General features: G+C 60.0%; 27 protein-coding genes and 1 other RNA gene. 17 read left to right on the top strand and 11 right to left on the bottom strand.

From position 1 onward, the window contains the following. Positions 1-22 precede the first annotated feature (22 nt). From GC131_08520 to crcB, 4 genes are read left to right on the top strand one after another with little or no spacing between them, the layout of a single operon-like run. Positions 23-1,630 (top strand): peptide chain release factor 3, encoded by a 1,608-nt coding sequence (locus GC131_08520; GenBank protein MBI1274108.1) that lies wholly within the window; start codon positions 23-25, stop codon positions 1,628-1,630. 41 nt (positions 1,631-1,671) lie between these two features. Further along, positions 1,672-2,550 (top strand): thymidylate synthase, encoded by an 879-nt coding sequence (locus GC131_08515; protein MBI1274107.1) that lies wholly within the window; start codon positions 1,672-1,674, stop codon positions 2,548-2,550. 5 nt (positions 2,551-2,555) lie between these two features. After that, complete coding sequence (locus tag GC131_08510; GenBank protein ID MBI1274106.1) at positions 2,556-3,056, top strand: hypothetical protein; 501 nt, start codon at positions 2,556-2,558, stop codon at positions 3,054-3,056. Then, the gene (gene crcB, locus GC131_08505) at positions 3,053-3,436 is read left to right on the top strand and encodes a fluoride efflux transporter CrcB (protein ID MBI1274105.1); all 384 of its coding nucleotides are present in this window, start codon (positions 3,053-3,055) and stop codon (positions 3,434-3,436) included. Before GC131_08510 ends, crcB begins: the two co-directional genes overlap by 4 nt. 45 nt (positions 3,437-3,481) lie before the next feature. Here crcB and GC131_08500 read toward each other — a convergent pair whose 3' ends face one another. Continuing rightward, complete coding sequence (locus tag GC131_08500) at positions 3,482-4,306, bottom strand: hypothetical protein (protein MBI1274104.1); 825 nt, start codon at positions 4,304-4,306, stop codon at positions 3,482-3,484. A 161-nt stretch (positions 4,307-4,467) separates the two neighbouring features. Here GC131_08500 and ssrA point away from each other — a divergent pair. Next, positions 4,468-4,867: a transfer-messenger RNA gene (ssrA, locus tag GC131_08495) on the top strand. Between the two features lie 95 nt (positions 4,868-4,962). Further along, positions 4,963-5,469 carry a hypothetical protein gene (locus GC131_08490; GenBank protein ID MBI1274103.1) on the top strand — a complete coding sequence of 169 codons (507 nt, stop codon included), beginning with the start codon at positions 4,963-4,965 and terminating at the stop codon, positions 5,467-5,469. A gap of 5 nt (positions 5,470-5,474) precedes the next feature. Here GC131_08490 and GC131_08485 read toward each other — a convergent pair whose 3' ends face one another. Genes GC131_08485 through def form a run of 5 tightly spaced genes read right to left on the bottom strand, consistent with a single transcriptional unit; the run spans position 5,475 to position 9,006 of the window. Next, on the bottom strand, positions 5,475-5,969 hold the full coding sequence (locus tag GC131_08485) for a DUF1513 domain-containing protein (protein ID MBI1274102.1): 495 nt from the start codon (positions 5,967-5,969) through the stop codon (positions 5,475-5,477). Beyond that, a complete protein-coding gene (locus GC131_08480; GenBank protein MBI1274101.1) occupies positions 5,963-6,598 on the bottom strand; it encodes a DUF1513 domain-containing protein in 636 nt (211 codons plus the stop codon). The genes GC131_08485 and GC131_08480 overlap by 7 nt, the downstream gene beginning before the upstream one ends. A gap of 32 nt (positions 6,599-6,630) precedes the next feature. Continuing rightward, positions 6,631-7,722, bottom strand: a complete 1,092-nt coding sequence (locus GC131_08475; GenBank protein ID MBI1274100.1) for a DUF1513 domain-containing protein — start codon at positions 7,720-7,722, stop codon at positions 6,631-6,633. Between the two features lie 52 nt (positions 7,723-7,774). Next, on the bottom strand, positions 7,775-8,467 hold the full coding sequence (locus GC131_08470; GenBank protein ID MBI1274099.1) for a COQ9 family protein: 693 nt from the start codon (positions 8,465-8,467) through the stop codon (positions 7,775-7,777). Next, positions 8,467-9,006: a peptide deformylase gene (gene def, locus GC131_08465; GenBank protein MBI1274098.1), complete on the bottom strand. Its 540-nt coding sequence runs from the start codon at positions 9,004-9,006 to the stop codon at positions 8,467-8,469. Before def ends, GC131_08470 begins: the two co-directional genes overlap by 1 nt. Positions 9,007-9,202: 196 nt before the next feature. On the opposite strand from def, the gene rpsU reads away from it, so the two are divergent. The 6 genes from rpsU (at position 9,203) to GC131_08435 (ending at position 14,887) form a co-directional block, all read left to right on the top strand. After that, positions 9,203-9,406, top strand: coding sequence for a 30S ribosomal protein S21 (rpsU, locus tag GC131_08460; protein ID MBI1274097.1), 204 nt, complete (start codon positions 9,203-9,205; stop codon positions 9,404-9,406). A 147-nt stretch (positions 9,407-9,553) separates the two neighbouring features. After that, a complete protein-coding gene (locus GC131_08455) occupies positions 9,554-10,957 on the top strand; it encodes a response regulator (GenBank protein MBI1274096.1) in 1,404 nt (467 codons plus the stop codon). Positions 10,958-11,051: 94 nt separating this feature from the next. Further along, the gene (gene surE / locus GC131_08450) at positions 11,052-11,837 is read left to right on the top strand and encodes a 5'/3'-nucleotidase SurE (protein ID MBI1274095.1); all 786 of its coding nucleotides are present in this window, start codon (positions 11,052-11,054) and stop codon (positions 11,835-11,837) included. A 12-nt stretch (positions 11,838-11,849) separates the two neighbouring features. Beyond that, positions 11,850-12,191, top strand: coding sequence for a DUF1491 family protein (locus tag GC131_08445; protein ID MBI1274094.1), 342 nt, complete (start codon positions 11,850-11,852; stop codon positions 12,189-12,191). A gap of 45 nt (positions 12,192-12,236) precedes the next feature. Then, positions 12,237-13,025, top strand: coding sequence for a SapC family protein (locus tag GC131_08440; protein ID MBI1274093.1), 789 nt, complete (start codon positions 12,237-12,239; stop codon positions 13,023-13,025). A gap of 17 nt (positions 13,026-13,042) precedes the next feature. After that, positions 13,043-14,887 carry an ABC transporter substrate-binding protein gene (locus tag GC131_08435; protein MBI1274092.1) on the top strand — a complete coding sequence of 615 codons (1,845 nt, stop codon included), beginning with the start codon at positions 13,043-13,045 and terminating at the stop codon, positions 14,885-14,887. A 5-nt stretch (positions 14,888-14,892) separates the two neighbouring features. Here the strand turns inward: GC131_08435 and GC131_08430 are convergent, their stop codons facing one another. After that, the gene (locus GC131_08430) at positions 14,893-16,599 is read right to left on the bottom strand and encodes an STAS domain-containing protein (GenBank protein ID MBI1274091.1); all 1,707 of its coding nucleotides are present in this window, start codon (positions 16,597-16,599) and stop codon (positions 14,893-14,895) included. Positions 16,600-16,729: 130 nt separating this feature from the next. On the opposite strand from GC131_08430, the gene yejB reads away from it, so the two are divergent. From yejB to GC131_08415, 3 genes are read left to right on the top strand one after another with little or no spacing between them, the layout of a single operon-like run. Then, complete coding sequence (yejB, locus tag GC131_08425) at positions 16,730-17,842, top strand: microcin C ABC transporter permease YejB (GenBank protein ID MBI1274090.1); 1,113 nt, start codon at positions 16,730-16,732, stop codon at positions 17,840-17,842. After that, complete coding sequence (locus tag GC131_08420) at positions 17,839-18,876, top strand: ABC transporter permease subunit (GenBank protein MBI1274089.1); 1,038 nt, start codon at positions 17,839-17,841, stop codon at positions 18,874-18,876. Before yejB ends, GC131_08420 begins: the two co-directional genes overlap by 4 nt. Continuing rightward, entirely contained in the window at positions 18,855-20,480 is a 1,626-nt protein-coding gene (locus GC131_08415) for a dipeptide ABC transporter ATP-binding protein (GenBank protein ID MBI1274088.1), read from the top strand. Before GC131_08420 ends, GC131_08415 begins: the two co-directional genes overlap by 22 nt. Before the next feature lie 2 nt (positions 20,481-20,482). Here GC131_08415 and GC131_08410 read toward each other — a convergent pair whose 3' ends face one another. Both GC131_08410 and GC131_08405 read right to left on the bottom strand, forming a co-directional pair. Further along, a complete protein-coding gene (locus tag GC131_08410; GenBank protein ID MBI1274087.1) occupies positions 20,483-21,376 on the bottom strand; it encodes a peptidase P60 in 894 nt (297 codons plus the stop codon). Positions 21,377-21,434: 58 nt separating this feature from the next. Then, entirely contained in the window at positions 21,435-21,893 is a 459-nt protein-coding gene (locus GC131_08405) for a MarR family transcriptional regulator (protein ID MBI1274086.1), read from the bottom strand. 212 nt (positions 21,894-22,105) lie between these two features. Here GC131_08405 and GC131_08400 point away from each other — a divergent pair, with 212 nt between their 5' ends. Then, entirely contained in the window at positions 22,106-22,819 is a 714-nt protein-coding gene (locus GC131_08400; protein ID MBI1274085.1) for a hypothetical protein, read from the top strand. Here GC131_08400 and GC131_08395 read toward each other — a convergent pair. Together GC131_08395 and GC131_08390 are read right to left on the bottom strand one after the other, a co-directional pair. Beyond that, the gene (locus GC131_08395) at positions 22,816-24,204 is read right to left on the bottom strand and encodes a leucyl aminopeptidase family protein (GenBank protein MBI1274084.1); all 1,389 of its coding nucleotides are present in this window, start codon (positions 24,202-24,204) and stop codon (positions 22,816-22,818) included. The genes GC131_08400 and GC131_08395 overlap by 4 nt on opposite strands. 5 nt (positions 24,205-24,209) lie before the next feature. Continuing rightward, the gene (locus GC131_08390) at positions 24,210-24,479 is read right to left on the bottom strand and encodes a hypothetical protein (GenBank protein MBI1274083.1); all 270 of its coding nucleotides are present in this window, start codon (positions 24,477-24,479) and stop codon (positions 24,210-24,212) included. A gap of 452 nt (positions 24,480-24,931) precedes the next feature. Here GC131_08390 and GC131_08385 point away from each other — a divergent pair, with 452 nt between their 5' ends. Then, complete coding sequence (locus tag GC131_08385) at positions 24,932-25,876, top strand: hypothetical protein (GenBank protein ID MBI1274082.1); 945 nt, start codon at positions 24,932-24,934, stop codon at positions 25,874-25,876. Positions 25,877-26,653: the final 777 nt, after the last annotated feature.

Raw genomic sequence — 26,653 nt, 5'->3', positions numbered from 1 at the left:
GCGGCGGCTATATACCGCCCCCATGAACAATGCCCCGAACAGCATAGCCGATATCGTTGCACGCCGGCGCACCTTTGCCATTATCGCCCACCCCGATGCCGGCAAGACAACGCTGACGGAAAAGCTGCTGCTTTTCGGCGGCGCGATCCAGATGGCGGGCGCCGTCAAGGCGCGCGGCGAACAACGGCGCGCAAAATCAGACTGGATGAAGGTGGAACGGGAGCGCGGCATCTCCGTCACCGCCTCGGTCATGAGCTTCGATTACGCGGGCAGCGATTACAACCTTGTAGATACCCCCGGGCATGAAGATTTCTCCGAAGACACCTATCGTACGCTCACGGCCGTCGATAGCGCGGTGATGGTGATTGATGCCGCCAAAGGCATCGAAAGCCAGACCCGCAAGTTGTTCGAAGTTTGCCGCCTGCGCGACGTGCCGATCATGACCTTCATCAACAAAATGGACCGCGAGGCGCGCGATCCGTTCGATCTTTTAAGCGAGGTTGAACAAACGCTTGCGCTTGATGTCACGCCCGCAAGCTGGCCCGTGGGCATGGGCCGCGATTTCAAGGGCTGCTACGATCTGCTGCGCGATCGCCTGATCCTGATGAGCCGCAGCAAGGGCGATGAGATTGACGAAGGCATAGAATGCAAGGGGCTGGACGACCCGAAGCTCGACGAGCTGCTTGGTGCCGATTTCGCTGCCAAGCTGCGCGAAGATGTGGCAATGGTGCGCGGGCTTTGCAAGCCGTTCGATTTGCAATCCTACCGCGAAGGCCATCTTACGCCGGTTTATTTCGGCTCGGCTATTAATAATTTCGGTGTACGCGAATTGTTGCTCGGGCTCGGATCCTATGCGCCGCCGCCGCGCCCGCAAAAGGCCGATGGCCGGCTCGTGCAACCGACCGACCCCAAGGTCAGCGGCTTTGTGTTCAAGGTGCAGGCCAATATGGACCCGAACCACCGCGATCGCATCGCCTTCGTCCGGTTGTGTTCGGGCCATTTCAAACGCGGCATGAAGCTGCGCCACGTGCGCAGCGACAAATTGATCGCGGTCGGCAACGCCGTGTTATTCCTCGCGCGGGACCGCGAGCTGGCGGAAGATGCCTGGGCGGGCGATATCATCGGCATCCCCAACCACGGCACGCTGCGCATTGGCGATACGCTGACCGAGGGGGAAAATATCCGCTTCCTTGGCGTGCCCAGCTTCGCGCCCGAATTGCTGCAAAAAGTGCATATCGGCGACCCGCTTAAGGTTAAACATCTGCGCAAGGCGCTCGAACATTTTGCCGAAGAAGGCGCCAGCCAGGTGTTCAAGCCCATGATCGGGTCCGATTGGGTTGTTGGCGTGGTCGGGCCGCTGCAGTTCGAGGTGTTGGCGGCGCGCATAGGCGCCGAATACGGCCTGCCCGCCAAGTTCGAGAGCGCGGGGCTTGAGGCTGCCCGCTGGGTGGAGGCGGATGATCCGGTCCTTTTGAAAAGCTTCATTGAAACCAACCGCGGCAGCCTCGCCGAAGATCACGACGGGCGCGTTGTATTCCTTGCCCGTAACGCCTGGCAGCTCAACCGCGCGATCGAGGAAAACCCGAAAATCAGGTTCCTGAAGGCGCGGGAACAGTCCATGACGGCCTAGCTTTTCGGCCTCCGCTGTTGCAAAATACGATCATGACCGCCATGACAGCCCAGAAACCTGCCGAAAACAGCCCCATCCCAGCTATCGCCCGCCCCGCGCTGGCGGAGGGCGAGGCCGCCTATCTCGCGCTGCTGGCATACGTGCTTGAAAACGGCGTACGGCGCGATGACCGCACCGGCACCGGCACACTGGCCAGCTTCGGCCACCAGCTGCGTTTCGATATGCGGCGCGGCTTCCCGCTGTTTACAACCAAGAAAGTTCATCTGAAATCCATCATCCACGAATTGCTGTGGTTCCTGAAGGGCGATACCAATGTGCGCTATCTGCAGGACAAAAAGGTCACGATCTGGGACGAATGGGCCGATGAAAACGGCGATCTCGGCCCCATCTATGGGCGGCAGTGGCGTGATTTCGGCGGCGAAAGCCTTGGACGGGGCAAAGGCGTTGACCAAATCGCCGAACTTGTCGCACGGCTGAAGAAGGATCCGAACAGCCGCCGCCATATCGTGTGCGCGTGGAACCCGCTGGCGCTGGCGCAGATAAACAAATCGCCGCCGCCCTGCCACGCGCTGTTCCAGTTCTTCGTGGCCGAAGGCACCCTTTCGTGCCAGCTATACCAGCGCAGCGCCGATCTGTTCCTTGGCGTGCCATTCAACGTCGCCAGCTATGCGCTGCTGACCATGATGGTGGCGCAGGTCTGCGGCATGAAGCCGGGCACCTTCGTGCACACCTTCGGCGATGCGCACATTTATCTCAACCATGTCGATCAGGTGAAAACCCAGCTCGCCCGCGATATACGCCCGCCGCCCGCCATGGCACTCAACCCGGCGCGCACCACGCTTGAAGGGTTTGTGTACGAAGATTTCACGCTCACCGGCTACGACCCGCACCCGGCGATCAGCGCGCCGATCGCGGTTTAGACACCATGACCGTATCCCTCATCGCCGCATGCGCCGGGGAGAAACAGGTCATCGGCCGCAACGGCGCGATGCCGTGGCATTACAGCAGCGAGCTGCAATTTTTCAAAAAAACCACGATGGGTCACCCGGTGCTGATGGGCCGCGTTACCTATCAGGCGATCCTTAAGCAAATCGGCAAACCGTTGCCTGGGCGGGCACATCTTGTGATTACACGCGACCCGGGTTTCACGGATGCGCGCGTACAGGTTTTCCACGACATACAAAGTGCGCTGGATTCGCAGCCGAAGGATGCCGAAGTTATGGTGGCGGGCGGCCAGCAAATCTATGAACAAACCCTGCCGCTGGCGGACAAAATCTACCTGACCCGTATCGCGCGCGATATCGAAGGCGATGCCTTCTTTCCCCCTATCAATATGGATGCATGGCAGTTAGCAGCCGAAGATACGGCCGCCGAACACGATGCCACATTACGTTTTTGCCAATACACAAGAAAGGACAGGGCATGAGCATTCCCGTCTTTGCCGCCATATTCGTGGGCGGCGGTCTCGGCGCCATGAGCAGGCACGCGGTCGGCATCTTCATGACCCAGAAACTTGGCGCGGGCTTTCCCTTCGGTACGCTGGCGGTTAATTTGCTCGGCGCGTTCCTGATCGGCATGCTGGCGGAGCTGTTGGCTTTCCGCGATCAACCCCCGGAAGCGCTGCGCGCACTTCTTGTCACGGGCTTTCTCGGTGGCTTCACCACCTTCTCGGCCTTCTCGCTTGAAGCGGGGCTGATGCTGGAACGCGGCGCGTTCGGCACGCTGGCCATTTATCTCGCGGCTTCGGTCATCGGCACCATCGCCATGGTCATGCTCGCAGCCGCGATCATGCGGCAGATGGCATAAAAAAGGCCGCCGGTTACCCGGCGGCCCTTTCTATAATCCTGCCGTCTAATTTCCGGCGGGCGCCGCCGGCTCGCCGCCACCACCTTCATGGCGTTCGGCATGGTGCGCCTTGCGCTTATCCTTGTGTTCCTGCATGCGCGCCTTCACCTTCTCGCGCTCTTCGGGGCTCATGCTTTCCATCTTTTCCTGCATCTTTTCCCGGCGTTCGGCATGGCGCTCCTTCATCTTTTCCTTGAACGCCGCCTGTTCTTCCGGGCTCATGCTTTCCATCTTTTCCTTTATCTTCTCGTGGCGCTCGGCACGATGCTCCTGCATCTTTTCCTTGAATGCCTCCTTCTCCTCCGCGCTCATGCCTTCCATTTTTTCCTGCATTTTTTCGTGGCGCTCGGCGCGGCGGTCTTTCATATGCTCGTCGAACTTCGCCCGTTCCTCGGGGCTCATATTCGCAAGCTTTTCACGCATATGCTCGCGGCGCTCCTTCATGTGCTGGGCGGCTTTTTCGCGCTGCTCGGGCGAAAGGCTTTCCATATAGGCGCGCATTTTCTGTTTCTGCGCCTCCCGCTCCTCCGGCGTCATCGCTTCGCGGCGTGCGCGCATGCGCTCGACCACCGCCTTGCGTTCCTCCGCCGACATGCCTTCCATCTTGCCTTCAAATTCCGCGCGGCGCTTTTCGAACTCGTCGGGCGAAAGCAGGTTACCTTCCGTATCGAACGGTTTGGGCGGCACAATGTCATCACCCGGGATAGTCGTCACAGGCGGCGTTGCCTCGACCGGCGCTTCGGGCGTGTCTTCGGCCTGTGCCGGCCCGGTAAGCATAAAAGCCGCGACGGCGAATACCGCCAACCATGGACGCAGGGATGGAATGGTCATCGGAAAAACTCCTTTGTAACTGCTGCGCGGAATCGCGCCGTGAGGCCAATTTTAACAACAGTTTTGTGGCACGATAGGGGCAGGCTTTGGTTATCTTTGCCCCATGTTTGTCAAAATTATTTCCTTCAAAATCAAAGGAATATTCGCGGATTTTATAGCTTTGCCTTTAAAATATTAAGTATTCCGGCTATATTGTTCCCTGTCGCCTCGCGCGACTATGGCGATAAACGCCATGTGAAATAAGCGGAGCGGACCCGGGGGCAGTACCCGGCGCCTCCACCATAACGGCGCGGACGCACTTTTGGCGCGCAGCAGGGCCACGATCCACCAAGCTTGGTTTCGCGGCGCCGTTTTGTGGGGGCGAAATAGCGTCGACGCACGTGGTAAAGACATGGTTTTTGCTCGGCATGATACCGCCGTTATCGGGTCAATCCTACAAGTGCCAACGACAACGTTGACACTCGTCAAGTTGCTATGGCTGCCTAACCTCCGCTTTGCGGAATTAAGGTAGTTAGCACTTAACGCGGCACGGGGGGCGCCGGGCAACAGAAGCCCCCCACTTATTTATCAACCCGCAATACCCCGCATGCTTTGACACGCCGGAGCGAAAACCCTAGTTTGGGATTCGCGTTCCAGACAACCGGTTGCTGCTCAACATGCCCGAAGATTTATTGCGTTACGATAAAATGGTGGAACAAGCCCTGCGCAATGTCGTGCGCGAAGCCGTGACCGGCGCAGCCAAGGATGGCTTGCCGGGCGAACATCATTTCTACATCTCGTTCCTGACCGAATTCGACGGCGTCGAAATACCGGATTATTTGCGCGAACAGTATCCGGAAGAAATGACCATCGTGCTGCAATACCAGTTTTTCGGGCTTAAGGTCGAGGAAGACCATTTCTCGGTCACGCTCAGCTTCAATAACGTACGCGAAAAACTGCGCATCCCCTTTGCGGCCATCACAACCTTCGCCGACCCCGCCGTTAACTTTGCCTTGCAATTCCAGGGCGCGGGCGACGACGAGGATGAGGGCTACGAGGAGGATGGCGAAGATGGTGACGATCCCCCGCCCGAAGGCGGCAAGCCTCCGCGCAAGAAAAAGGATGAACCGCGCGGCGAGGTCATCAGCCTCGATAACTTCCGTAAAAAACCCACCAACGAATAGGCCCGCTAAATAACCAGGCTATGGGCGCTGGCTGCAAACATGGCGGGTGGCAACGGTATAATCGGCAAGACCTTTTTGTTTTTGGTATCGAGCCGTGCGATTTTTAGATGGCTGCTAATAAAACAGTCGGCGACATCATCGAACGCCACAGACAATGTATGACAAGGCATCCAGTCAAGCAGGCTACCTTTTGTCAGATCCACGAAAAGCACGTTCTCGCTTTCCGGGTTGGTGACAGCAGCCACATGGCGCTCCCCGTCCACCGCCACGCTCAACATTTCGCCGTGTAAAGCGGATTCGAGTTGCGGGCCGACGTCAATCCTGCGTAAGTGCGCTTTATCAACATGGCCGGACAACAGGTAGCCGTATTGGCTCTTGCTGTGAACCGTTGGCCTGGCCAGCGCCAGAATTCCGCCATCGCCAGTCAACGCAAAATGATTAATCGTCTGCTTGTCATCGTCGATCAGCCCTATCCGACCAAGAACCTTGCTGTTCAGCATATCGAGCGAATAAGTGCGGTCGGCTCAAGTCTAGCGCCCAGTTCGGGCAACGCCATATTCAGTCCGCTTGCGCCAGAACTGGCGATCAGAGCCGTGCCATCGGGGAGCGCGTGGCATTCATGCAGCGTGCCGCTTGCCACATCTACATCAGCAACAAGCTTGCGGGTGCGGACATCATACCCCAGAAGATGGCCGCGCCCGGTATCCAGCGAAACGCTTGAAATAAAAATCAGGTCGCTTCCCGGTGCTGCGACGCCGTGCCCGAAGAACCATGTTTTCTCGGGACCGTGAAAACTGTGGGTGACGCGGCATTCCCTGCAATCGATCTCGGCTATATTGGGGCCCCACCGTTCGATCGCCCATATTTTGTCTGGGTCATGCGGATGGGGCAGGAAACTATGGGTTTTAAAATTCACCTGGGTTATGCGCAAGGTCTGTGCGGCAATATCCGCCACGAACACATCTTTTTCACCGCCGACAACGAAATGGCGACCGGACAGAGAAACACTATCGGCCCCCAGACGCAGCTTCGGATCAACGCATGCCGAAACAATGAACGCCGACATTCCGGCCAGAAAAGCCCTTCGAGAACATAACATGTCAGACATTATGTCATAATAGCAGCCCATATCAAGGCCAACAACGAGGCGAACAGCAGCCCTCAAACAATCAGGCTGTGGGACCCGCTCACATTCAGTCTGTCCGCCATGGCAGGCGGGGAAAGCGGCGATAACGTCTTCAACCCGGTATCGACCTGCATGATTTCCTTGTTCGGTGTTGCGATAAAGCTGGCCATGGCGCCGTCATAAGCCACGGACTGCGTCCTGCATGCCATCCAGTCGCGCAGCACATTGCGCTCAAGGTCTATAAACAAAAGCGTGCCGCTGCCCGGGTTGGTCACAGCCGCAATGCGGTCGCGCTTGTCGATCGCGACGCTCAGCATCTCGCCGTTCAGTTTTCCGTCCAGCTCGGGCGGCAGCGGTATCTCGCTCAATCCCGGCCGGTCGATATGCCCGGCGCAAAGATACCCGTATTTGCGCTTGCTGCGGTTCATGGGCCGGGTTAGCGCCAGCAAACCGCCGTCACCCGTTTGCGCAAAATGGCCGATGGTCTGGTCCGGGTCCGCCAGTACCTTGCGGCCCAGCACGCGGCCGTCCGTCAGATCCACATGCACCAGCGCGGCGGGTTCGACCCGTTTGCCGTCTTCGAAAAACGATGTAACCCGGCCGGTGACACCCGAACTCGCCACCATCGCCGTGCCATCGGGCAAGATATGGCATTCATGGATATTCGTATTGGCGACATCGTGTTTGACGATCGGCTCGAGCGAACGGGCGTCATACCCCATCAGATAGCCATGGCCGTTTTCAAACGATACGCCTGATATATAAACGGTATCACCGCCAGCAGGCTTGATGCCGTGCCCGAAGAACCACATCTTTTCCGGGCTGGTAAGCCGGCGCGTAAGCGTAGCGTCCGCGAGGTTTATTTCGGCCGCGCGCCTGCCCCACCGTTCGATCGCCAGCACCATTTCCGGGTCGTCGGTGTGCGGCAGAAAGCTGTGGGTCAGAAAACCTGTCTGGATGACCGCGAGTTCGCGCGTGGCCAGATCGAACGCGAAAATACAATCCGGCCCGCTAACCAACAAGCGGCGTTCCGTGCTGAAACTGTCGGCAAAACGCATCGGCCCCGCGCAGGCTGTGACGGCGAAGGCTGACATATAGGCCAGAAAGGCGCGGCGCGAACAAAGCATGCGCCATCATGCCAAAGCGGCGCGAATTGTAAAGATTGGCGGGTTCGGGCCTTTAGGCCGCGCGCTTGATGATAGATGCAGCCAGCGCACCGATATTCAGCTCGCGCAGCGCTGCGGCCTTCTGCCCGACCTTCAAAACCTCGGCAATGCGGCGTTCAAGGAACTTCCAAGTCTCCGCCTGCCCTTTCGATGCATCATCAAGCCAGAAGAAGGTCGTGGTTTTCAAAACGAAAACCAGCAAACCGCGCTTGGTGTAGAAATTGAAATCGGTCGATGTATCGCCCGCCGCGCGCCACATTGCGTCGGTCGTGTCATAGGCCTGACGCAAAGCAAAGGGTGCGTGCAGCGGCACGGCCGCCCATGGCAACAGCCCGCGCACCGCATCGCGGTAGGGCGCAAGCGCCTCAAGCCGGGCTTGCACCCCGAACGCAATTTTGTCGCGTACGCGCCAACGCGTAAAGTTCGCGGCTTTTTTTATGGCCGCAAGCATCCGCCGGTCGGCCCAGGCGCTGAATGCCGCCACAACATCGCGCACGCCGCGCGGGAAATGCAAATATACCGCGCCGGGCGCGGCGCCAACCGCTTCGGCGCCAACCGCTTCGGCGCCAACCGCTTCGGCGCCCGCCCGCAAGGCCGCTTCAGACCAGCCATGGCGCGGAACCTGCCGCACAATTGCAAGCATCAGGTCTTCCGCCTGCACGGGCGCGGCTTTCTTGCGCGCATCCTTTTTCTTTTTCGCCGTCATCACATCTCCTCCTGCTTCATGAAGTGATGCATTTCGCTTTCGAAAGTCAGGTGGCGCATATCCTTCATGCGATCAAGATAGAGCACGCCATCAAGATGATCCAGCTCGTGCTGCACCACGCGGGCGTGGAAACCGGCGGCTTCGCGTTCGACCATCTTGCCCTTTTCATCAATGCCGCGATAACCGATGCGCTTGTAGCGCGGCACGACGCCGCGCAAACCGGGAATCGAGAGGCAGCCTTCCCATCCCATTTCCATCTCGTCGCTTAGCGGCGTGATCTCGGGGTTGATCAGGGTCTGGTGCTGCCACGGCGCATCGTCTTTATCGTCGCTGGTGCGCTCTTCGGGCACGCGGAACACGAACAAACGCTGGCTGATGCCGACCTGCGGCGCCGCCAGCCCCACCCCTTCTTCCGCCAGCATGGTTTCGTGCATGTCGGCGACCAGTTGCAAAAGGACGGCATCCTGCGGATGCTCGATCAGCGCCGCGACCTCGCGCAGCACCGGGTTGCCCATGAATGTAAGCTTATGCAGGGTCATATGGCCTTTCCGTGCTTATTTCCTGCCCCTGATATGGGGCAAAAAGCCTTTGGATTCAATTACAAAACCGTATTTTTACGAAAAGACCTGCTGCACACTTCCTTTTAACCTTTTGAATGTGTTATAGAAGCGCCTCTTCGGCGTGGCGGGGGTCGCCCGCCACAGGCATTCTCGAAACGGGATGGAGTGATAACGCGTGCAAGTTCTGGTCCGTGATAACAACGTCGATCAGGCCCTGAGGGTCCTGAAGAAAAAGATGCAGCGCGAAGGCGTATTCCGCGAAATGAAGCTGCGCCGCAATTACGAAAAGCCGTCGGAAAAGAAGGCGCGCGAACGCGCCGAAGCTATCCGCCGCCAGCGCAAGGTTGAGCGCAAGCGCAAGGAGCGCGAAGGCTTCTAGTCTTCGGCGCACGAAAGGTTTTCGAACGGGCGGGCATTCCCCGCCCGTTTGCTTTTGTGCATATGCGCATATGCTCCGGATTTTCCATTCATCAATCTTTGCGCGGCTAGGCTTGGTCGATCCACCGCAAGCCGACGGCGCCACCCCATGCTGCACGACAACACCATCCTGCTGGTCGAAGATACGTTGTCGCTGGCGCGCACCTACGAAGAATATCTGAAAGCCGCCGGCTACAGCCCGCACCATGTCGCGTGCGGCAACGATGCGCTCGATGCGCTCGCGCAAAGCCTGCCCTCCGCCGTGGTGCTCGATATCGTCCTGCCCGATATCAGCGGCATCAAGGTCCTGAAAAAGCTGCATGCCAGCAACCCGGAAATACCGGTCGTGATCATCACGGCGCACGGTTCGGTGAATGTTGCGGTCGAGGCTATGCGCGAAGGCGCGTTCGATTTTATCGTCAAACCCTTCCCCGCCGCGCGGCTGCAGGTGACATTGAAGAACGCGCTTTCGCAGCGCGCATTGCGGCACGAGGTGCGGGAACTGCGCCAGGCGCTTGATCAGGAAGGATTCTACGATTTCATCGGCAAATCCCCGGCCATGCAGGCGGTCTATCGCATCATCGATTCGGTCGCCGCCAGCAAGGCCAGCGTATTCATCACCGGTGAAAGCGGCACCGGCAAGGAACTGGCGGCGCAGGCGGTCCATAAAGCCAGCCCGCGCCGGGCGGCGCCCTTTATCGCCATGAACTGCGCTGCGATCCCCCACGAATTGCTTGAAAGCCATATCTTCGGTCACATCAAAGGTTCCTTCACCGGCGCGGTCGGCGACCAGATCGGTGCGGGCAAGGCCGCCGATGGCGGCACACTGTTCCTCGACGAGGTTGGCGAAATGCCGCTCGAGCTGCAGGTCAAGCTGCTCCGCTTCATCCAGACCGGCGAGGTGCAGCAAATCGGCAGCACGAAGGCAGAAAAGGTCGATGTCCGGATCGTGGCCGCCACCAACCGCGACCCGATGGCCGAGGTGAAGGCCGGGAATTTCCGTGAAGACCTGTATTACCGCCTGCATGTCGTGCCGGTCGATATGCCGCCGCTACGTGAACGGGATGACGACATTATCATCCTCGCGCTCTATTTCCTTGCAAAATTCGCGCGCGAGGAGGGCAAGGGTTTCACCGCCCTCACCCCGGCGGCCGAAGCGATGCTGCGCCGCCACGATTGGCCGGGCAATGTGCGCGAACTTGAAAATGTCATGCGCAACGTGGTCGTGCTGCATAACGGCCCCGCCGTCACGCCCGCCATGCTGCCCGAAGCCTTGCAACACGCGCCCGTGGGCGCGGACGGGGAAAGCGCGAACGGCGGCACGGTCGTACCGCAAGCGCTTGCGCCCGTGCCGGTCAAACCGCTGTGGCTTACGGAAAAGGAAGCGATCATGAACGCGCTTGTGACAACAGGGCAGGAAGTGCCGCGCGCCGCCGCGCTGCTTGAAGTCAGCCCCTCCACGCTTTATCGCAAGCTGCAGGCTTGGAAATCGCTGGAACAGAGCGGAAATTAACCATAATCGGCCTTCGGCTTGCCGCTGCCGCGCTTGCCTCGCGGGTAAAAGCGGCTATTGTTAGCCTGATTTTAAAACAACCGGCATTGATTCAGTGATGTCCATTCGCCTGCCACGCATATTGATTACAAACGATGACGGTATTGACGCGCCCGGTCTTACCCTTTTGCACGATATCGCCGCCGCGATGGCTGAAGAAGTCTGGGTGATCGCGCCCGATCATGACCGCAGCGGCACCGGCCAAACAATTACGCTTACCGAACCCATCCGCGTTCAGCAGCGCACCGAACGCGTGTTTGCGGTTTCCGGCACGCCATCCGATTGCGTCGCCATGGCGCTCGGCCATCTGATGCGCGAAAACAGGCCGAACCTTTTGCTCTCCGGCGTCAATGCCGGCCGCAATGTGGGCGACGAGATCAATCTTTCCGGCACCGTAGGCGCGGCGCTGTGCGGGCTGATGCTGGGCGTGCCTTCGATCGCGCTGAGCCAGGAATGCCAAAGCCGCGACAGCATCAATTGGGAACCGGCGCGGGCGCATATCCCCACCTTGCTGCAACATTTCCTTGCCAAGGGCTGGCGCAAGGATACTTGCCTATCGGTCAACATCCCCGATATTCCGCCCGACATGATCCGCGATTTTGCATACGCGCGCGCGGGCACCAAGAACATCACCAGGATCGAGGTCGAGGAGCGCACCGATAAGCGCGAAAACAATTACTACTGGTTCTCGCTCGGCCGCACGCCCGAAAATGTAGGCGACGAGGAAAGCGATATCGCCATCATGCGCAAAGGCCAGATCGCCGTTACAGCCGTAACCCTTGATCGCAGCCTGTCGCTCGGTCGCGCCGCGGTCAGTTTGCGCGACATCGCCGCCGCCTGATACCCTGCCCCCATGGCAGATGACCGCCTCCGCACCGATCTGATCGTCAACGCACAGATTCGCACCGCCGCCGCCGAAGGCGTGCCGATTGTCGTTATCCGCAAGGGCGACCTTGCGGGCGGTACAATTTTGTTAAAAATCAACCGGCTCGATGGTCATGCTCATTTACTGACGCAGGTACGGATAGGTGACGAACTTGTCTGGTCGCCGCTCACGAAAACCGATCCGCTGCCGGAAAAAGAAGCCGATTCCGCAATGCGGCAGCAAGCGTCCTACGACCCGGACCTCTGGCTCATTGAAATCGAGGATAAACAGGGTCGCCACTGGTTCCCGGGCAAAAGGGCCGGGCGCTGACATGGCCCATAGCCTTGCCGGCAAAAATCATATACATTTCACGGCATTGGAAACAGAGTCGGAGGCGTTGTGACGACGGCGACAGCAGAGCCACAAGCAGCTACCCAGGCCGGTCAGGCCGCCCTTCCGCTGTTCTATCAGAAGCCCCGCGTGCTCGACAGCACGCAAGACGCCGGCCGCAAGATCCGCCGCCTCGGCGATTACAGCTTCGCCGCCAAATCGAACGCCATTCCGCTGGTGATCGACGAATTCTTCGTCGCCGCCACGCAATACCCCATCGTATTCCTCGCCACGCAAGATCCGGTGCCCGCCATCGTGACCGGTGTGACACCAAGCACCAATCTTTTCATCAGCAAACAAGGCCAATGGGAAAAGGGCCATTATGTGCCCGCCTATATCCGCCGCTACCCCTTCATCCTGATCGATGACACTACCAACCGCCAGCTCGTGCTGTGCATCGACGAAGCCTCCAACCTGTTCGGCGAAGATGCCGATCTTGCGCTGTTCGAAAACGGCAAGCCTTCGGATGTGACCGACAAGGCGCTGCAGTTCTGCGCCGCGCTGCGCCAGCAAGGCGAAGCAACCGACGCTTTCATGAAAGCGATGCGCCAACACAACCTGCTGGTCGAACGCAATATCGAAATCGATACGCCCGCGGGCGACAAGCACAAGGTCAGCGGCTTTCTGACGATCGACGAAAACCGCTTCCAGTCATTGCCGGACGATGTATTCGTGGCATGGCGGCATCAGGGCTGGGTCGGGCTGGTTTATGCCCATCTGATCTCGCAGCAGCGCTGGGCCCAGCTGGGCGCATTGGCCAGCGCGCGGAAATAATATCCAAGGGGGCTTGTATGAAAAACCTTAGCGGCCTTGCGGCCGCCGCACTCGTCATCGCCGCGCTCTGTCTTCCGCACTCCGCCAGGGCCGCAGAAGGGGCGCACGGTATCGCGCTGCATGGCGCGCCGAAATACCCCGCCACATTCTCGCATTTCGATTACGCAAATCCGGCAGCGCCCAAGGGCGGGGATATACACCTCGCCGCTATCGGCACCTTCGACAACCTCAACCCCTTCATCCTCAAAGGCCTCGCGGCCGACGGCATGGCTTTAACGGTCGAGACGCTGATGGAAGCATCGCTCGACGAACCTTTCAGCCAATATGGGCTGGTGGCGGAAAGCGTCGCGGTGGCGAGCGATAAAAGCTGGGTTGAATACCATCTGCGGCCCGAGGCGCGCTTCCACGATGGCAAGCCGGTGCGCCCCGAAGACGTGATTTTTTCTTTCAACATTCTGAGCGAAAAGGGCCACCCTTTTTATCGCAGCTATTACCGCGATGTGGCGAAGGCGGAAAAGACCGGCCCGCACAGCGTAAAGTTTACCTTCAAGCAGGCAGGCAACACCGAATTGCCGCTGATCATGGGCCAATTGCCGGTGCTGGCGGAGCATGACTGGAAAACCCGCGATTTCGCCGCCACCACGCTGGAACCGCCGCTCGGTAGCGGGCCTTACAAGGTCGAAAAGGTCGATCAGGGCCGCGCGATCAGCTTCCGCCGCGTGGAAGACTGGTGGGGCAAGGATCTGCCGGTCAACCGCGGACGCTACAACTTCGATGTGATTTATTACGATTATTACCGCGACGCGACCATCGCGCTCGAAGCGCTGTTCGCGGGCCGCTATGATTTCCGTAACGAGAATATCGCCAAGGAATGGGCCACCGCCTACAACGCGCCACCGGTCAAGGAAGGCTGGATCGTGAAAAAGGAAATCGCGAACGAGCTGCCGGCGGGCATGCAGGCTTTTGTCGTGAACACCCGCCGCCCGCTGTTCAAGGACCCGCGCGTGCGCGAAGCGCTGAACTACGCGTTCGATTTCGAATGGGCCAACAAGAATATCGCTTTCGGTGCCTATAAACGCAGCGGCAGCTATTTTGCCAATTCCGAGCTGGCCGCGCGCGGCCTGCCGGGGGAAGCCGAACTCAAGCTGCTGGAGCCGCTGCGCGGCCGGATCCCGGACGAAGTCTTCACCAAGGAATACAAAAACCCCGTGACCGACGGCAGCGGCAACAACCGCGAAAACCTGCGCCGCGCCACCGCGCTTTTGCGCGAAGCGGGCTGGTCGCTGAAGGACGGCAAGCTCGTCAACGCGGCGGGGGAACCGTTCACCTTCACGATCATCAACGAAACCGCGGCCTTCGACCGCTGGGTGCAACCCTATCTGCGCAACCTTGAACGGCTCGGCATCAAGGCCGATTTCCGGCTGGTTGACAGCGCGCAGTATCAGAACATGATCGACGGTTTTGATTTCGACATGATCATCCACGTCTTCGCGCAATCGCTATCGCCCGGCAACGAACAGTTCGATTTCTGGGGGTCAGCCAAGGCGGATGTAAAAGGCAGCCGCAACCTGATCGGCGTGAAAGACCCGGCGGTGGATGCTTTGCTTGAAAAGCTGGTCAAGGCCGAAAGCCGGGAAGAGCTGGTGGCGGTCTGCCGCGCGCTCGACCGCGTATTGCTATGGCATCACTATGTGATCCCGCAATGGCATGTGGGCATCTACCGCCTAGCCTACTGGGACAAGTTCGGCAGGCCGGCTGAAACGCCGAAATACGGCCTCGGCATCCCCGATCTGTGGTGGACCGACCCGGCAAAGGCCGCAAAAATCAACGCGCTGCAGAAGCGGGCGGAAGGCAAGAGCTGATCGTTTCACGCTTTCAGCAATATGCCCGCCCGGTCACGGGCGTTCTCATATGTACCGACAAGGTCGATATTGTCCTGCCCTTCAGCGACCTGCATACGGTCGATCATGGAAAGCGGCTGCTGCTGCAGTCCGAATATAATGACATGCCCGCCCTGCCGGCGCACACGACCCACAAAATCGCTTAACGCATGCGCGCCCGTTGCGTCTATGAACGGTACGTACTGCAGATCAAGCAGGTATATCCTTGCGGGCGCCGCCATATCATCCAGCGCGTCAAGCAACCTGCCCGTGGCGCCGAAGAAGAAAGGCCCGCGAATTTGCAGCAACTCCACGCCGGGAGGTAAAGCGCCACGCCGCATATAGGGATCGGCCTGCCGCGTAAAATCGTCCATGTCGGCATCGCCATACTGCCCCTGCGATTGAATCTCCACGACACGGGTCATACGCACCATAAACAGGATGGCCGCCATCACCACGCCCGCCTCGATCGCCACGGTAAGATCAACCAGCACCGTAAGACCGAAGGTAACGAGCAGCGTCATTCGTTCGCCCCATGTCGCACGCAGCAGCGATCTTATGCGTTCAACCTCGCTCATGTTCCACGCGACGATCATCAGCACGGCGGCAAGACTGGCGAGCGGGATATAGGCCGCCAGCGGCGCGGCAACCACGATAAACACCAGAAGAAATACGGCATGCATGATGCCGGCAATCGGCGAACGTGCGCCGGAGCGAATATTGGTCATCGTGCGCGCGATCGCGCCGGTGGCCGGAAGGCCGCCAAACAGCGCCGATGCCATGTTGGCCACGCCCTGCGCCACAAGCTCGCAGTTGGAGCGATGCCGCCGCGCGGTGACCGCATCGGCCACCACGGCGGAAAGCAGCGATTCAACCCCCGCCAGAAAGGCAATGGTGAACGCGCTCGGCAGCAGTTCCTTAAGACGAAACAGCGTGAATTCCGGTATGGCCGGGACAGGCAGCGCCGCCGTTATGCCGCCGAAACGCGTGCCGATGGTTTCAGTTTGCAGGCCGAAGGCCCAGACCAGAACCGAACCGAGCAAAACGGTCAGCAGGAATGCCGGAAGCTTCGGTGACAGTTTGCGCAAGGCAACAATCAGCGCCAGCGAAAGCGCGGCAACGCCAAGCGTCACGCCACTGTAGGCTTCCCAGTTGGCGGCATAGACCTGCCATTTTTCAAGGAAGTCGGCCGGAACCTTTTCAAGCTGCAAGCCGAAAAATTCGCCCACCTGGCTTGAAAAGATAATGACGGCAATGCCTGCGGTGAAACCGGTGATCACGGGCTGCGGAATATACTTGATCACAGTGCCGAGCCGGGCAAATCCGGAGATCACGAGCATGGCGCCCGCCATCAACGTGGCGACGACAAGCCCGTCATAGCCGAATTTGTCGATCACGTTGAATACGACGACAACAAACGCGCCCGTCGGCCCGCCTATCTGGAAACGGCTGCCGCCGAGGGCCGAGATCAGGAATCCCGCGACGATAGCCGTTACCAGCCCTTTATCAGGCGAAGTTCCGGAAGCTATCGCCAACGCCATGGCAAGCGGCAGCGCGACAACGGCCACCGTTAGCCCGGCAAGCACGTCCTGCCGCAGATCGGCCCATCCGTAACCCTGCCGCATGACAGTGACAAGCTTCGGCACGTACAGGCGCCAGTACGGAGCGCTCGGGAACGGAAACTTCATGTGCATGACCCGTAGCAAGGAACAAGACGATGCCATGCAGTATAATCCCCCCGACGGTAACTTGCCCTTGCCGGCACCGGCCTTTATAAATTTTTTTCGTCTGTGTTTTTCATGTTTCCCCTGCTACCGTCCTTCCATGATCGCCTATATCCTCCGCCGCCTGATGCTGATCGTGCCTACACTTCTGGGCATCATGGTGCTGAACTTCATCATCGTGCAAGCGGCACCCGGCGGCCCGGTGGAGCAGGTGATCGCCAAATTGCAGGGCAGCGCGGTTGATGCCACCGCACGCTTTAGCGGCGCGGGCGGCGATCAGGCGGCGCGCGCCATGAACCAGCAACAGCAAATGAGCAGCGAAGGCGCAGGCCGCTACCCCGGCGCGCAAGGCGTGGACCCCGAGCTGATCCGGGAGCTTGAGATCCAGTTCGGATTCGACAAGCCGGTGCATGAACGCTTTTTGCTGATGATGGGGAATTATCTGCGTTTCGATTTCGGCAAATCATACTTCCGCGACGAACAGGTGGTCGATCTCGTGCTCGCGAAGATGCCGGTTTCGATCTCGCTCGGTCTCTGGACCACGCTGATCGTCTATCTCATTTCCATACCGCTCGGTATCCGCAAGGCGGTGAAGGATGGCTCGCCGTTCGATGTATGGACCAGCGCAGCCGTTATCGTCGGTTACGCGATACCGGGCTTCCTGTTCGCAGTGCTTCTGATCGTGCTGTTCGCCGGCGGGCGTTATCTTGATTGGTTCCCGCTGCGCGGGCTGTTTTCCGATAACTGGGATCAGCTTTCCACGCCGGGCAAGATTATCGATTATTTCTGGCATATCGCGCTGCCCGTCGCCGCCATGGTGATTGGCGGCTTCGCCAGCCTGACGATGCTGACCAAAAATTCGTTTCTCGATGAAATCAACAAGCAATATGTGGTGACCGCCCGCGCCAAGGGGCTGAGCGAGAAGCGCGTGCTGTACGGCCATGTGTTCCGCAACGCCATGCTGATCGTGATCGCGGGCTTTCCCGGCGCCTTCATCGCCATCCTGTTTACCGGCGCGTTGCTGATCGAGGTGATTTTCTCGCTTGACGGGCTTGGGCTGCTGAGCTTCGAAGCGGCGATCAACCGCGATTACCCCGTGATGTTCGGCACACTGTATTTCTTCACCTTTCTCGGGCTGATCATGAACCTGATCGGCGATATCGTTTATACCCTTGTCGATCCGCGCATCGATTTCGAGGCGCGGCAAACATGAAGCTTTCTCCCCTCAACCGGCGGCGGCTCGTGAACTTCCGCGCCAACAAGCGCGGTTTCTGGTCGCTTTGGCTTTTCCTCCTGCTGTTCTTCGTCACGCTGGGCGCCGAATTCATTGCCAACGACAAGCCGCTGCTGGTCCGCTACGAAGGGCAGCTCTATTTCCCTGTCTTCACCGCTTATCCGGAAACCGTTTTCGGCGGCGAGTTTGAAACCGAGGCGAATTACCGCGACCCCTATGTGGCAAACCTGATTGCCGCCAAGGGCTGGATGGTGATGCCACTCATTCCCTATTCCTACAACACCATCAACTACGGCTTGCAGGTGCCCGCCCCGGCCCCGCCTTCCGGCGAAAACTGGCTCGGGACCGATGATCAGGGCCGCGACGTGCTGGCGCGCGTGATCTATGGCTTTCGCATCTCCGTCCTGTTCGGGCTGACGCTGACCATCCTTTCATCGGTGATCGGCGTGATTGCGGGCGCGGTGCAGGGTTATTTCGGCGGCAAGACCGATCTGATCTTCCAGCGCGTGATCGAAATATGGTCCGGCATGCCGGTGCTGTACCTGCTGATCATCCTCGCTTCGCTGGTGCAACCGAATTTCTGGTGGCTGCTGCTGCTCATGCTGCTGTTTTCGTGGATGAGCCTCGTGGGCGTCGTGCGCGCCGAATTCCTGCGCGGCCGCAATTTCGATTATGTGCGCGCCGCGAAGGCGCTTGGCGCGGGCGATGCCACCATTATGTTCAAGCATGTTTTGCCCAACGCCATGGTGGCGACGCTGACCTTCATCCCTTTCATCCTCAACGGCTCGATCACCACGCTTACCGCGCTCGATTTTCTCGGGTTCGGGTTGCCTCCCGGCTCCGCCTCGCTGGGCGAGCTGCTCAATCAGGGCAAAAATAACCTGCAAGCGCCGTGGCTCGGTATCACCGCCTTCATGGTGCTGGCAACCATGCTGACGCTTCTGATCTTCGTGGGCGAAGCGGTGCGCGATGCGTTCGATCCGCGCAAGCTATGGAAAGGGGGCGGAAAATGACCCTGCTGGCGGTCGAAAACCTTTCCGTTACCTTCAACGCGGGCAAAAACGAAGTGCGCGCGGTCGAAAGCGCGTCTTTTACTATCGGCCGGGGCGAAACGCTGGCGCTTGTTGGTGAAAGCGGTTCGGGCAAATCGGTCACCGCGCTTTCGGTGATGCAGCTTCTGCCCTACCCCGCTGCCACGCACCCTTGCGGCAATATTTTGTTCAACGGGCAGGAATTGTGCGGCGCCGGGGAAGATGCGCTGCGCGCCATACGCGGCAACCGCATCGCCATGGTGTTTCAGGAACCCATGACCTCGCTCAACCCGCTGCACACGGTGGAAAAACAGATCGGCGAGATTTTGCTGATCCATAAGGGCTTGCAGGGCGAAGCGGCGCGGGCGCGCACGCTTGAATTGCTGCGTCTTGTCGGCATCCCCGCCGCCGAAAAGCGGCTCGGCGCCTTCCCGCACGAACTTTCAGGCGGGCAGCGCCAGCGCGTGATGATCGCCATGGCGCTGGCCAACGAACCCGACCTGCTGATCGCGGACGAACCCACGACCGCGCTTGATGTCACCATACAGGCGCAGATTCTGAAATTGCTGAAGGAGTTGCAGGCGAAATTCGGCATGGCGATGCTGCTGATCACGCACGATCTCGGTATCGTCCGCAAAATGGCCGACAAGGTCTGTGTCATGCAGCACGGAAAAATCGTGGAACAAGGCCCGGCACAGCAGGTTTTCGCAGCCCCCGGCCACGCCTATACGCAAGAATTGCTCGCGGCCGAACCCAAAGGGCATGTCAGCCCGGTGCGCGAAGACGCGCCCGAAATCATGCGTGCGCAGGATATAAAGGTATATTTCCCGATCAAAAAAGGCGTGCTGCGCCGCGTGGCCGATTATGTGCGCGCGGTTGACGGCATTTCGCTTACCGTGCGGGCGGGGGAAACCGTGGGCATTGTGGGCGAAAGCGGCAGCGGCAAAACCACGCTCGGCCTCGCCATGCTGCGGCTGCTGCCCAGCAAGGGCGACATCGTCTTCCTTGGCAACAGGCCGGTGCAAGCGCTAACCCGCAAGCAGCTGCGCCCGCTGCGCCGCGATATGCAGGTCGTGTTCCAGGACCCGTATGGCAGCCTTAGCCCCCGCATGGCGGTGGGCGATATCGTGGCCGAAGGGCTCGATATCCATGGCCTGTGCCCCGATGAAGCCGGGCGCACACAACGCATTACCGACGCCTTGCAGGAAGTGGGGCTCGAAGCCGAAGCGCGGCACCGCTACCCGCACGAATTTTCCGGCGGCCAGCGCCAGCGTATCGCCATCGCCCGCGCCCTTGTCCTCAAGCCCAAATTCATCGTGCTCGATGAACCCACAAGCGCGCTCGATATGTCGGTGCAGGCGCAGATCGTCGAACTGCTGCGCGATCTGCAAGCAAGGCATAACCTCGCCTATATGTTCATCAGCCACGATCTGCGGGTCGTGAAGGCGCTTTCGCACCACGTGATCGTAATGAAAGATGGCAAGGTTGTTGAACAAGGCACGGCGGAGCGGATTTTCGGCGCGCCCGAAGCCGATTATACGCGCGCGCTGATCGCAGCCGCCTTCAACCTCGAGACGCTGCACTAGGCTTAGGGCCGCCCGACGCTCGTGACCGCTACGCCGCGCGCCACAAGCTCGGCGAGCGGCTCCACCGCTACCTGCATATGATGGGCGTTGGCATGGATGATGTGGCTTGCGGTCGTCATGATGCCCACATGCCCCTTGAAGAACACGATATCACCGCGGCGGTAATCATGCGCCTGCCAATCGCCCTCCAGCGGCCGGCCGAAGGCGGCTTCCTGCATATCGCTGTCGCGCGGGCATTCCAGGTCTGCAAGGTTGAGCGCGAATTGAACGAGCCCCGAGCAATCGACACCAAGCGGGCTGCGCCCGCCCCAAAGATAGGGCGCGCCCAGAAGCCGCCCGGCGGTTGTCACATAATCGGCCTCGAGCGGACCGATGGCAGCCAGATGCTTCATGCACACCCAGCCGCCGGGGCCGAGCCGGGCCATGGCATCGCCACCTTGCCCCGCCTGTTCGACCACATCGACCATGGAGCCAAGCATCAACCCGTCCAGCGGGGGGGATTTGATATCAGCTTCGCTATAAAGAAAAGTCCGCAACACATTGATTTGATGGGAAGGGTTTGCAACCAGCTCTGAAAGCCCTTCAGCCGAAGCATAGCCGACATACTGGTCCGTCCGGTTCTGCAACCAGGTAACACCGTCCGTGGTTTCGTAAACGTCGGCGAATTCGCCGTAGCGCAATTCGCTGATCATCCGGCCCGAAAGGTCGCGCGCGGCATAAACCGGCAGCCTGCCCGCCGTGCAGCGGTAAATCTGCGGCTTCACATAGCGCCCGGCTTGGTAGCGGCTGCGCAGGCTCACGGCCGCCAGATCGGGCCGGTAGGCGTTGACGCGGAGATCGAGCTTTTCTGCCATGGCTGCCGTTCTAGCATCCCCCCGCGTTAAAAAAAACGTCATAAATAAACAGGGCCCCGGCTTGCGCGGGGGCCCTGTCGATTACTCTTTGCCTCAGGCGTTATTCGGCGGCGTCAACCCAACCGGGCTGCTGCGGCGTTCCGGCGGCAGGACGGCCGGTGGCTGCATCCTCTTCGCCCTCTTCCACGTCCGGCGCGATCATGACCGGCAGATCCGGCAGCGTGGCCAGATGCGCCTGCGCAGCGTTCACGAGGTTGGCGAATTCCACAAGGAACACCGAACCCGCGACGGTGCGTTGCACCAGCACATTGCGGCGGTCCAGCTCGTCGCGCTTGCGGCGCACATAGCCAAGCTCGCCCAAACGGTCGAGCGCGCGGCTGATCGCCGGCTTGGAAACCTTCAGGTCGGCCGCAAGGCCGCGCACGGTGTGCGGACCTTCGGTCAGATACACATTGAGCAGCAACGCCATCTGGCGCGCGGAAAGATCGGGGGAGTCGGCGCGGACGCTGGCCGTAAGGGCATGCCGCCACAGTTCGAGAGATTGAAGATTGATTGCCACGATAATCACCTGTCGGGTTTGAGCGGAGGAAAGAGGAATCGAAAACGTGTCCGTACTCTGGCCCTCCTTCGATTGATTCGCAAGGTGTTGATTGTTCAGAGAAAATAATTTGATTCGATGATGCTTTCACCGTCCGGAATCGCGTGCTATAAAACACTCATAATTTGAATCGCTTAGACTCGGACATTACGATTTTGATTCAAGGAACACAGATGCAAAAAAATGACACCCAAGCGGCAAATGAATCTCTCCTGCGCGGCCTGCGCGTGGCGGATATGACGATTATCGCGCCCGCCATCACTGACGGCGCTGACCAGACTCTCGCGAACGGTAGCGGCATGACGGCCGCGATGATCGCCTGCTGGCACGGGGCGCGCGCCATCAACCAATACGCCGCCGCCGGTGGCCGCTTCAACGAACAGACCGACGAACAGGGCCGCACCGCAGCGATGTACGCCGCCGAAAGCGGCGCCGAATCCATCCTCGCTTTTGCGCTGGCCGGTGGCCGCTTCACGGATGTGCCCGATTTTGATGGCCGCACGGCGGGCATGGTTGCCGCCAGCAAGGGTTCCGACGCGATCCGCGCTTTCGCCGAAGTCGGCGCGCGCTTCGATCATCAGGCGGATGCTTCCGGCATGTCGGCGGCGATGTACGCCGCCGCGAACGGCGCCCGCGCTATCCGCGCCTTCACGCAGGCGAACGGCAGACTCACCGTAGCGACCGATAACAACGGCACCGATATCGCCATGATTGCCACGGCACAGGGCGCCGATGCCGTCATCGCCTTCGTTGCCGCAGGGGGCAATTATATGGAAGGCGAAGACAGGCTCGGTCGTACGACCGGCGATTACGCCGCGCTCGCTGATCAGGGTGAAGCGATCACCCCCGCCCCGGCACAAAAACAGGCCGGCGGCAAAATCGCCTAAGCCGCTTTTTTCTTCCCGAACTTCTTTTCCAGCATGCGGTAAACCGCGCGCGCTGTCATGGGCTCGCCGCCTTCCGGGCGGCCGGGCTTGCCCGCACGGTTCCACGCCATCAGATCGATATGCGCCCAAGGCGTCTTCGCGCCGACAAAGCGTTCAAGGAACAGCGCAGCGGTAATCGCCCCGCCATAGCCGCCGCCGGGTGCGCTGTTGATATCGGCGATCTTGCTGTCCAGCTCCCGGCCATAGGGGTGCCAAAGCGGCAGCCGCCACAGCGGATCGGCCACCTCGCGGCCCGCGGCAAGCAAATCTTCCGCCAAACCGTCATCATTGCTGAACAGCGCGGGCAAATCCGCGCCAAGCGCCACGCGCGCCGCACCCGTCAGCGTGGCAAAATCGATCATCAGCGCAGGTTTTTCGCTATCAGCCTCGGTCATCGCGTCAGCCAGCACCAGCCGCCCTTCGGCGTCGGTGTTGCCAACCTCCACCTTCAGCCCCTTGCGCGAAGACAGCACGTCGGAAGGCCGAAAGGCGTTGCCCGCAATCGCGTTTTCCACCGCCGGGATCAAGAGCCTGAGCCGCACCGGCAGTCCGGCGTCCATCACCATCTCGGCCACCCCGAGCGCGCAGGCGGCGCCGCCCATATCCTTCTTCATCATGATCATGCCGGACGATGGCTTGATATCCAGCCCGCCGGTATCGAACACGACCCCCTTGCCGACAAGCGCGACCAACGGGTCACCGGGCTTGCCCCAGCGCAAATCGATCAGGCGCGGCGCGCGGCTGCTCGCGCGGCCCACGGCATGGACCATCGGGTAATTTTTTTGCAAAAGCTGTTCGCCGGCGATGACGGCGCATTTTGCACCATAGTGTGCGGCGACAGCCCGCACCTCGGCCGCCAGTTCGGCCGGGCCCAAATCTTCCGCGGGCGTCGTGATCAGGTCGCGGCCGCGATAAATCGCACCGGCGATACGTTGCACCGCGTCGCGCGAAGCCGTTTTGGGCCACACCAGCTGCGCCATTTTGCTTCCGGCCTTCTTGTAGCGGCCATAGCGATAACTCCCGAGCGCCCAGCCGGTGGCAAGCAGCGTGGCGGCGGGCGCATCGAGCGCGCCTTCGATACGGTAAGCGCCTTCCGGAAGCTTGCTCGGCAAGTCCGCGATATCCCAGCCGCCGGGCTGCGGCCCCGTAAGCACGATCACGCGTTCGATCCGGCCTCCCGCGCCGGGCAACGCAATATGCCTGCCCGCTTCGGGTTTGAAGCCTTGCGCCTTAAGCCAGTTTTTCACGCGCGCAGGTTGCTTCCTGTGCCACGGCGTGAATTGTTTTTCCGTAAGCAAGGTAAGTGGCGTGGCGCGCGCGGCGCGATCGAGAAAACCGAAAACCATGGCGCTTACCGTGAAGCTTGCGTGCAAACGAGCTTCGATTGCGCGTTCAAAGCTTCACCGGTCACATAACAATAGCTCACCTCGCCGCTCACGGTATCAAGCCGGAAAACGCCGGCGTTCGCGGTCGTGTTGCTGTGATGCATGATCTGATAGGGGCCGGTGCGCTGCGCTTCGGCCGGCGCGGCGCCAAGCGTTGCGATGAAGGCAAAGGCGGCAAGCGCAGCCGCGACTGCCCCGAACAGGGCCGCTTTGGGCATTGTGATTTCAAGTTTCATGGGAATCTCCGTTGGCCGAATCGGCGGGGTTTGTTTGTGCCAACAAGTTAACAGGCTAGCGATTCGGCACAAAATTTTACGTCGCCTGCATACTTGCTTGTGGATAAAAATTTCACGCTTGCCGATGGCACATGCAGTACATCTTATGCCGTTCGATACAATTGCAAGCAGTTTCATACTGTTTCATGGTTAACAGAACGCGCACGAATATTGCGCCTCCATGGTTAAGCAAAAAAATGACAAAATCGTGATGAAACTGATGAATCGCGTTGTATATCAAGGCCAAGATCACTATAACGAGGGCCGCGTCAAACGTGGCGCAAAAGGGCTAAAGTGCATTTGGCTGCTTGGCCGGTACGGCAAAAATAAGCCGCAAAATTAAGCCAAAGTAATTTCCGCGCCGCTTGCATAGCGCACGCCGGCGCCACAGAAAGTTTTTAGGCCGTTTTGACATGCAGCAACTGAACCAATTCAGGTTTTACGATCTCGGTGCCAAGCTGCACGGCCTGTTCAACGGTCGCGCCCAGGGTAACGTTGCCGATCTTTTCGTTCCGCTGACCGATGCACAGAAGCTGCTTGACGCCCTGATCAAGGGCGAGCCGGTCGAGCTGACCGTCGCGCGCGTCGAAGCCGTGCGCCTGCTGACCGCGATCAGCTCGCTGTTCGAAAAATACTTCATCGATCAAAGCAGCAAGCAGCTGCGCTTTCCTTCGAGCGAAACCGCAGCCGACCCGCAGGAAATGATGCTGCTGCAAACCCATATCGAACGGTTCGAACAAGCGCTCGCGGCCGAATTCGCACGCCAGACATCCTATCAGGCCGAACGCCGCGGCATCTACGCCACCGGCGATCTGGTCGAAAATGCAAGCGCCGCAATTCCCAAAACGCTGCTGGCCCAGGTGCCGCCGGCGGCGCAGCACGAACTGAACGAATCCGGCAAGGCGCTGAGCTTCGGGATGGGCACCGCCGCCACCATGCATATGCTGCGCGCGACCGAGCTGATGGTTCAAAAATACTTCGATATGTTCTCCGCCGCACTGCCGAGCAAGGCGGAACGCAACCTCGCCACCTATCTGCGCAAACTCGCTTCGCTGGCCGAAGAAACCCCCGAAGGCAAAAACGCGCCGGATGCGCGCGTGGTGCAATTGCTGGTCCAGATCAAGGATCGCTACCGCAACCCGCTCGTGCACATCGATGCGGCGGTGGATATCGACGATGCCACCATGCTGTTCGGGATCGTGACCGGCGCCATCTCGCAAATGGCCGAAGCGCTGCGCGCCGCCGGCAAGGGCGAAAAGAAGGCCGCCGGCAAGCAAGCCGCTACGACCGAAGCCGTCAAGGACCTGCTTGACGAAGAAGAAGAAATCTACGATTTCCGCACCGCGCAGGCGGGCTAATTCCCGCAACCGCGCTATAAGCCGGATAGTTTGTGCAGCCGCATAAATCGGCTACACTCGCGCCCCATGCAGCAAAGCACAGCCGCGCACGCCGTTCCGGCGCCCGACAAAACCTTTATCTTCGACCGCTACGCGTTCGACCGCGCCAGCAACACCTTGCGGCTCCATTACGCGTTCGAAGACGGCCCGGCATTCGAAGAAACCATCGTTTTCCCGCCCCCCGGCCGCGATCTTTTGGCCGAAAGCCATGCGGCGTTTGACAGCACCGCGCGGGTTTTGTTCCTGCTCGCAGGCGTCAGCTATTACAAGGCCTATGCGCCCACGCATCTTAAATGCAACGCTTTCCCGCTTGATCGCGCGACAGCGGATTTTATCGAAACCGTGTATCGCAACGGGCTTGGGGAATTTTCATACGTCAACAAACTCGATCTGCGCGGCAGGCTGAAGTTCGCGGTCGATGACGCCGCCGCGCCACCCGCGCCGGTGCGGCTTGCGCCCGGCGGGGGTCTGCTCGTGCCCGTCGGCGGGGGCAAGGATTCTATCGTCGCGCTCGAATGCCTGCGCGGTGCGGGGGAAGCCGTCACGCTGTTCGCGCTTTCGGCGCCCGGCGGCATCGCCGCGCCCATCAAAGCCACAATCGAAACCGCGGCGCTTCCGGCCCTCACGGCCACGCGCGCGATATCCCCGGCACTGATAACGTTGAACAAGGAAGGCGCGTTGAACGGCCATGTCCCGATTACCGCGATCCTGAGCGTCATCGCCTTCGCGACCGCGATC

The sequence above is a fragment of the Alphaproteobacteria bacterium genome (assembly GCA_016124955.1).
Classification (GTDB): Bacteria; Pseudomonadota; Alphaproteobacteria; order UBA9219; family RFNS01; genus RI-461.
This window is presented reverse-complemented; position numbering and strand designations above follow the sequence as displayed.

What these genes read in the sequence shown, in the direction of transcription:
- GC131_08520 (MBI1274108.1), top strand. Translation starts at nt 23, where the DNA reads ATGAACAATGCCCCGAACAGCATAGCCGATATCGTTGCACGCCGGCGC.
- GC131_08515 (MBI1274107.1), top strand. Translation starts at nt 1,672, where the DNA reads ATGACAGCCCAGAAACCTGCCGAAAACAGCCCCATCCCAGCTATCGCC.
- GC131_08510 (MBI1274106.1), top strand. Translation starts at nt 2,556, where the DNA reads ATGACCGTATCCCTCATCGCCGCATGCGCCGGGGAGAAACAGGTCATC.
- crcB (MBI1274105.1), top strand. Translation starts at nt 3,053, where the DNA reads ATGAGCATTCCCGTCTTTGCCGCCATATTCGTGGGCGGCGGTCTCGGC.
- GC131_08500 (MBI1274104.1), bottom strand. Translation starts at nt 4,306, where the DNA reads ATGACCATTCCATCCCTGCGTCCATGGTTGGCGGTATTCGCCGTCGCG.
- GC131_08490 (MBI1274103.1), top strand. Translation starts at nt 4,963, where the DNA reads ATGCCCGAAGATTTATTGCGTTACGATAAAATGGTGGAACAAGCCCTG.
- GC131_08485 (MBI1274102.1), bottom strand. Translation starts at nt 5,969, where the DNA reads ATGCTGAACAGCAAGGTTCTTGGTCGGATAGGGCTGATCGACGATGAC.
- GC131_08480 (MBI1274101.1), bottom strand. Translation starts at nt 6,598, where the DNA reads ATGGGCTGCTATTATGACATAATGTCTGACATGTTATGTTCTCGAAGG.
- GC131_08475 (MBI1274100.1), bottom strand. Translation starts at nt 7,722, where the DNA reads ATGCTTTGTTCGCGCCGCGCCTTTCTGGCCTATATGTCAGCCTTCGCC.
- GC131_08470 (MBI1274099.1), bottom strand. Translation starts at nt 8,467, where the DNA reads ATGACGGCGAAAAAGAAAAAGGATGCGCGCAAGAAAGCCGCGCCCGTG.
- def (MBI1274098.1), bottom strand. Translation starts at nt 9,006, where the DNA reads ATGACCCTGCATAAGCTTACATTCATGGGCAACCCGGTGCTGCGCGAG.
- GC131_08455 (MBI1274096.1), top strand. Translation starts at nt 9,554, where the DNA reads ATGCTGCACGACAACACCATCCTGCTGGTCGAAGATACGTTGTCGCTG.
- GC131_08445 (MBI1274094.1), top strand. Translation starts at nt 11,850, where the DNA reads ATGGCAGATGACCGCCTCCGCACCGATCTGATCGTCAACGCACAGATT.
- GC131_08435 (MBI1274092.1), top strand. Translation starts at nt 13,043, where the DNA reads ATGAAAAACCTTAGCGGCCTTGCGGCCGCCGCACTCGTCATCGCCGCG.
- GC131_08430 (MBI1274091.1), bottom strand. Translation starts at nt 16,599, where the DNA reads ATGCACATGAAGTTTCCGTTCCCGAGCGCTCCGTACTGGCGCCTGTAC.
- yejB (MBI1274090.1), top strand. Translation starts at nt 16,730, where the DNA reads ATGATCGCCTATATCCTCCGCCGCCTGATGCTGATCGTGCCTACACTT.
- GC131_08420 (MBI1274089.1), top strand. Translation starts at nt 17,839, where the DNA reads ATGAAGCTTTCTCCCCTCAACCGGCGGCGGCTCGTGAACTTCCGCGCC.
- GC131_08415 (MBI1274088.1), top strand. Translation starts at nt 18,855, where the DNA reads ATGGAAAGGGGGCGGAAAATGACCCTGCTGGCGGTCGAAAACCTTTCC.
- GC131_08410 (MBI1274087.1), bottom strand. Translation starts at nt 21,376, where the DNA reads ATGACGTTTTTTTTAACGCGGGGGGATGCTAGAACGGCAGCCATGGCA.
- GC131_08400 (MBI1274085.1), top strand. Translation starts at nt 22,106, where the DNA reads ATGCAAAAAAATGACACCCAAGCGGCAAATGAATCTCTCCTGCGCGGC.
- GC131_08395 (MBI1274084.1), bottom strand. Translation starts at nt 24,204, where the DNA reads ATGGTTTTCGGTTTTCTCGATCGCGCCGCGCGCGCCACGCCACTTACC.
- GC131_08390 (MBI1274083.1), bottom strand. Translation starts at nt 24,479, where the DNA reads ATGAAACTTGAAATCACAATGCCCAAAGCGGCCCTGTTCGGGGCAGTC.
- GC131_08385 (MBI1274082.1), top strand. Translation starts at nt 24,932, where the DNA reads ATGCAGCAACTGAACCAATTCAGGTTTTACGATCTCGGTGCCAAGCTG.